The organism is Halomonas sp., from assembly GCF_031581305.1.
In the GTDB taxonomy this organism is placed as follows: Bacteria; Pseudomonadota; Gammaproteobacteria; order Pseudomonadales; family Halomonadaceae; genus Halomonas.
In genome coordinates this window covers 1-4,088 of record NZ_JAVLBC010000245.1, presented here as the reverse complement: position 1 = coordinate 4,088, position 4,088 = coordinate 1, and the positions used below count along the sequence as shown (strand labels likewise).

Sequence of the window (4,088 nt, the reverse complement as noted above, 5' to 3'; positions counted from 1 at the left end):
CCCCACCAGCAGCTTCAGCCAGGGCAGCGGGCGCTGCAGCCGGGCGATCAGTTCACGGGTCCAGGCCTCGCGCAGGGTCAGGGCGCTCCAGCTGTGGTGGTCGGGGCGCGCCATCCAGCGCGCGATCAAGGCCCGGCGGGCACGGCGGTAGGTGATACGAAAGAACAGCACCCGCTCCAGAGCCAGGCTGAAGAGCAGCGCCGCCACCCCGGCGATGCCCACCAGGATGACCCCGCCGGCATCGACCAGCCGTGCCAGGGGCTCAAGCCAGAGCGGCAGCACGGCGCTCGCTCCCGGCGGCTTTCGGGGTGACCTGGCGCTGCTCGAGCTGCTCGGCCAGGGCGGCGCTGGCCTGGCCCTCCATCACCCCGGTCAGGTGGCGGCTGCGGCCCGCCAGAGCGGTATGGGCAAACAGCAGGGGCACCGCGGTGATCAGGCCCAGCACAGTGGTCACCAGGGCCTGGCTGATCCCGCCGGCCATCAGCTGGGGGTCGCCGGTACCGAACACCGTGATCGCCTGAAAGGTGACAATCATGCCGGTAACGGTGCCCAGCAGCCCCAGCAGTGGGGCCACGGCGGCGAGCAGCTTAACCAGAGGCTGGCCCCTCTCGAGCCGTGGAAGCTCGGCGAGCACTGCCTCGTCGAGGCGCGCCTCCAGGGCCTCGGGTACCGGATCGTCGGCCAGCGCCCGGAAGCGCAGCAGTACCCGGCCGAGGGGATTGTCCTCGCGCGGCTGGGCCAGATCATGCAACTGGCGACGCATGGCCACGCTCACCCTGAGCAAGAAGGCGTACTGTAGCAGGGCCACCAGCAGGCCGACGCCGCCCAGGCCCACTACCACATAGCCCACGGCGCCCCCCTGGTGAAAGCGCTCCGTAAGGCTGGGGCGCTGGGCCAGGGCAGCGATGACCTGCCCCTGAGTGGGATCCAGCGCCAGGCGTTCGCCCTCTCCCACCTGGAAGTCGGCGAGCCGCGCACTCACTTCCTCCGGAGTGCGGGGTGCCGTGGCGAACACGCCCTTCTCCGCGCCGCGCTCCAGCAGTTGCCCCTCGCTGAAGACAACCAGGTCGCCCAGGCGAACCACCTCGCGGGTGGCAACCTCGCCGTCACTGCCCGCTACCGGCGCCTCGAAGGCGACGACCCGGCCGGTCTCGGCAGTCAGCGCCATCAGCCTATCACCCAAGGTCTCAAGGTGACCGGGCCGGAGCACCTCGGCGTCGTCCAGGCGTGGCGGCAACTCGGCGCCACCCATCGTGATCCAGCTCTCTGTCAGCTCATCGCGCAACTCGACGCTGTGTCGCGCCAGGGTGTCCAACACCGCCGAGAGATCCTCGCCCTGCTCGGCCTGGCGTTCGTCGAGCGCGTCGCGGCGCGCCTGCTGGGCCTGTTGCACTTCCGACAGGGCCGTAAAGCGCGCCTCGGCCTCGTCGTGGGCCTCGCGGGCCGCTTTCAGGGCCGTTTCGAGGGCGTCACGATCTGCGACGAGCTCGGCCAGCCGCGCGGCATCGCGGGCCACGCCCGTCTCGCGCTCGGCGCGCAAGGTGGTCAGGGGCTCATCCTGGGACTGGGCAGGCACTCCGATGATCATCAGCACGCCCATCACCAGCCCTGCCAGGGCACGGCGTGCGGCACGCCTCCAGGAATGGCTCATGAGCTCGCCTCCGCGTCAGTGCGCTCGAGCGGCCGGGAGATCGGCAGGGTCAGCAGCTCCGGCGCCCGCTGGTCGCGGACAATGCGCAGGCCGTGGCGCAGCTCGACGCGCCCGGCCTCGTCCAGTGCCTCCCAGCGGCCGGCCTCGACGCGCCAGACGCCACCCTGGCGTCCGTCGGGCGTCAGGTAGTAGAGCCCCACTCGCCCCAGCCGCAAGAAGTCCACCTCACGGCGGGCATCACCCTCGCCTCTGCCCTCGTTCAGGATGCCGCGCCAGGCATCCAGTTCGCGGCCATAGTCAAGTTCGGTTCGCCAGGCGGCGAGGAGTCGATCCAGACGCTCTGCGGCCGTGGCGTCGGGGTCGGCCAGGCCGGCCTCGAGACCCTCGGCGCGAGCCAGGCGCTCTTCCTGCAGGAACGGCAGGTCACGCTCTATCCAGGCCTGCAGGCGCGCCACCAGGGCCTGCTCCAGCTCCGGCAGCACCTCGCGGGTCTCGACCAGGGTGTCCAGGGCCGCCTCGCGGCGGTCCAGGCGCTCACCGCGGCGCTCAAGGCGTGGTGCCAGGGCATCGCTGCGCGCTTCCAGGCGCCGGGTTTCAACCTCCACCCGCCGCAACTCGCGAAGCAGCTCGCGGCTCTCGTCGTCGGCTTCGTCGATACGGGCCTGCAGCTCGGCCTGGGCACGCTGGGCCTGGCTGACCTCCTCGACGCCAGTCTCCTGTGCCCGGAGCAGACCGAGGGTTAACAGCCCGAGGGCAATGCCGAGCGGCAATTGTAAGCGAAAGGTCCTCACCATGGCTCTCCGTCGTGATCCCGGGCTGGGCGCTCACCATGCCACAAATACGAACGATTATCAATGCAAGGCATAATCCCCTGCGCTTCTCGTATGATGTCATCCGAGGGCACCAGGCGGCGCGGAAACTCAACCCGTTCGCCCAAGCCCTGACCTGGGACAACCTCGGGGATGAGCATACCCGAGGCGAAAAAAACCGCACCCTTGGGGTGCGGCTCATCTGGTGGGAAGACCGGGCCTCAAGCCGTGGCGCTGCGGTAGCGACGCTCGACGTCCTCCCAGTTGATCACGTTGAAGAAGGCTGCCACATAGTCCGGACGCTTGTTCTGGTACTTCAGATAGTAAGCATGCTCCCAGACGTCCAGCCCCAGAACGGGGGTATTGCCGTCCATGATGGGGGAATTCTGGTTGAGGCTATTCTCCACCACCAGCTGGCCCTGCGGTGTCACGCTGAGCCAGGCCCAGCCACTGCCGAAGCGGCCCAGGGCCGCCTTGGTGAAGGCCTCCTTGAATGCCTCGAAACCACCCAGTTCCGAATCGATGGCGCGGGCCACCTCACCCTGAGGCTCTCCTCCCCCCCCAGGTGACATCATCTGCCAGAACATCGAGTGGTTAGCGTGACCGCCACCGTTGTTGATGACCGCCTGGCGCTTTCCATCAGGGACACGATCGAGGTTGGCAATCAGCTCCTCGACAGGCACGTCCTCGAGGCCTGTCCCCTCTAGGGCGGCGTTGAGGTTGTTGATATAAGTCTGGTGGTGACGGGAATGGTGGATTTCCATGGTCAACGCATCGATATGCGGTTCCAGAGCATCGTAGGCATAAGGAAGATCGGGAAGGGTATGCGCCATGATCACGCCTCCATGTTGATGTCAGAGAGGACCCGTGGTCCGGTTTCATCCATAAGGATGGCAGGGAACCGCATTTGTTGCTAATGATTCCTGTTATCCCTTGTATAGGAGATGTTAATCAATACCCCGGGCAGCAGCGGGCCAGCCCCTGGAGACCGGCCCATAACCGCATAACGCGACCTGGAAGCCATGCTGGTTACAACTTGCTTTCCAGCTCCGGCAACGCCTCGAAGAGATCCGCCACTAACCCGTAATCGGCGACCTGGAAGATCGGCGCCTCCTCGTCCTTGTTGATCGCCACGATCACCTTGGAGTCCTTCATGCCGGCCAGATGCTGGATGGCCCCCGAGATGCCCACGGCAATATAGAGGTCCGGGGCAACGATCTTGCCGGTCTGGCCCACCTGCATGTCGTTGGGCACGAAGCCGGCGTCCACCGCGGCGCGGGACGCGCCAATGGCCGCGCCCAGCTTGTCGGCGATGCCGTCGAGCAGCTTGAAGTTGTCGCCGTTGCCCATGCCGCGGCCGCCGGAGATTACCACCTTGGCCGCGCCCAGCTCGGGGCGGTCGGACTGGGCCAGCTCCTCCTTGACGAAGGTGGACTGGGTGTTGTCGGCGACGAAGTCGACCGCCTCGATGGTGGCGCTGCCGCTATCGCCCACGGCATCGAAGGCGGTGGCGCGCACGGTGATCACCATGAGCGCATCCTCGCTCTGCACGGTGGCGATGGCGTTGCCGGCGTAAATCGGGCGCTTGAAGGTGTCGGCGCTCTCCACCGCGATGATCTCGGAGATCT

At 67.2% G+C, this 4,088-nt stretch carries 4 protein-coding genes and 1 pseudogene; all 5 read right to left on the bottom strand.

Translation table 11 applies throughout. The features are described 5' to 3' along the window. Window positions 1-279 (bottom strand): annotated as a pseudogene (locus RI841_RS15030) (MotA/TolQ/ExbB proton channel family protein); the annotation flags it as partial. Then, the gene (locus RI841_RS15025) at window positions 263-1,651 is read right to left on the bottom strand and encodes a MotA/TolQ/ExbB proton channel family protein (protein ID WP_310706444.1); all 1,389 of its coding nucleotides are present in this window, start codon (window positions 1,649-1,651) and stop codon (window positions 263-265) included. The gene RI841_RS15025 and the pseudogene RI841_RS15030, both read right to left, overlap by 17 nt. Next, window positions 1,648-2,442 (bottom strand): DUF3450 domain-containing protein, encoded by a 795-nt coding sequence (locus RI841_RS15020; RefSeq protein WP_405000952.1) that lies wholly within the window; start codon window positions 2,440-2,442, stop codon window positions 1,648-1,650. Before RI841_RS15020 ends, RI841_RS15025 begins: the two co-directional genes overlap by 4 nt. A gap of 239 nt (window positions 2,443-2,681) precedes the next feature. Continuing rightward, window positions 2,682-3,293 (bottom strand): superoxide dismutase, encoded by a 612-nt coding sequence (locus RI841_RS15015; protein ID WP_310706442.1) that lies wholly within the window; start codon window positions 3,291-3,293, stop codon window positions 2,682-2,684. Window positions 3,294-3,489: 196 nt separating this feature from the next. Beyond that, on the bottom strand, window positions 3,490-4,088 hold a 599-nt coding region (locus RI841_RS15010), incomplete at its 5' end, for an FAD-binding protein (RefSeq protein ID WP_310706441.1).